Source organism: Bacillus sp. J14TS2, from assembly GCF_018333015.1.
GTDB lineage: Bacteria > Bacillota > Bacilli > Bacillales > Bacillaceae_C > Lederbergia.
This window is the reverse complement of sequence record NZ_BORE01000050.1, coordinates 1-689: the sequence shown is the minus strand read 5'-3', so window position 1 is coordinate 689 and position 689 is coordinate 1. Positions and strand designations below refer to the sequence as shown.

Genomic DNA, 689 nt, shown 5'->3' with positions numbered 1-689 from the left:
AGAACCATTTATCCAATATTTATTGACGTTCGTTTCGTTCAGTTTTCAAAGATCAAACTTCGTTGCCTTTATTGGCGACTTTTCTATGTTACCAAATCGCATTCCCAATGTCAACAACTTTTTTTAAAATCTTTTTTTGGTGGAGCCTAGCGGGATCGAACCGCTGACCTCCTGCGTGCAAGGCAGGCGCTCTCCCAGCTGAGCTAAGGCCCCAAAAATGGTCGGGAAGACAGGATTCGAACCTGCGACCCCTTGGTCCCAAACCAAGTGCTCTACCAAGCTGAGCTACTTCCCGAGATAAACTAGTTAGTTATTAAGCTGACTTCTGATCCGTTGAAGGAAATACACTATTCAGTACAATTCAAAGCGGAAGACGGGATTCGAACCCGCGACCCCCACCTTGGCAAGGTGATGTTCTACCACTGAACTACTTCCGCAAAGACATGGAATCATTCATCAGATGCGGGTGAAGGGAGTCGAACCCCCACGCCTTGCGGCACTAGATCCTAAGTCTAGCGTGTCTGCCAATTCCACCACACCCGCTTGAAACTATTAAACAAAAAAATGGTGAGCCATGCAGGATTCGAACCTGCGACCCTCTGATTAAAAGTCAGATGCTCTACCAACTGAGCTAATGGCTCGTCCATGGTGCCGGCCAGAGGACTTGAACCCCCAACCTACTGATTACA

General features: G+C 47.6%; 5 tRNA genes. All 5 read right to left on the bottom strand.

Going from position 1 to position 689, the window contains the following annotated elements:
- Nucleotides 1-137 precede the first annotated feature (137 nt).
- The 5 genes from KI375_RS27005 to KI375_RS26985 all read right to left on the bottom strand — a co-directional run bounded on the left by KI375_RS27005 (nucleotide 138) and on the right by KI375_RS26985 (nucleotide 641).
- Nucleotides 138-213, bottom strand: a tRNA-Ala gene (locus KI375_RS27005).
- A 5-nt stretch (nucleotides 214-218) separates the two neighbouring features.
- Nucleotides 219-295 (bottom strand) — tRNA-Pro (locus KI375_RS27000).
- A gap of 70 nt (nucleotides 296-365) precedes the next feature.
- Nucleotides 366-437, bottom strand: a tRNA-Gly gene (locus KI375_RS26995).
- A 24-nt stretch (nucleotides 438-461) separates the two neighbouring features.
- Nucleotides 462-543 (bottom strand) — tRNA-Leu (locus KI375_RS26990).
- A gap of 22 nt (nucleotides 544-565) precedes the next feature.
- Nucleotides 566-641: transfer RNA gene (locus KI375_RS26985), tRNA-Lys, on the bottom strand.
- Nucleotides 642-689: the final 48 nt, after the last annotated feature.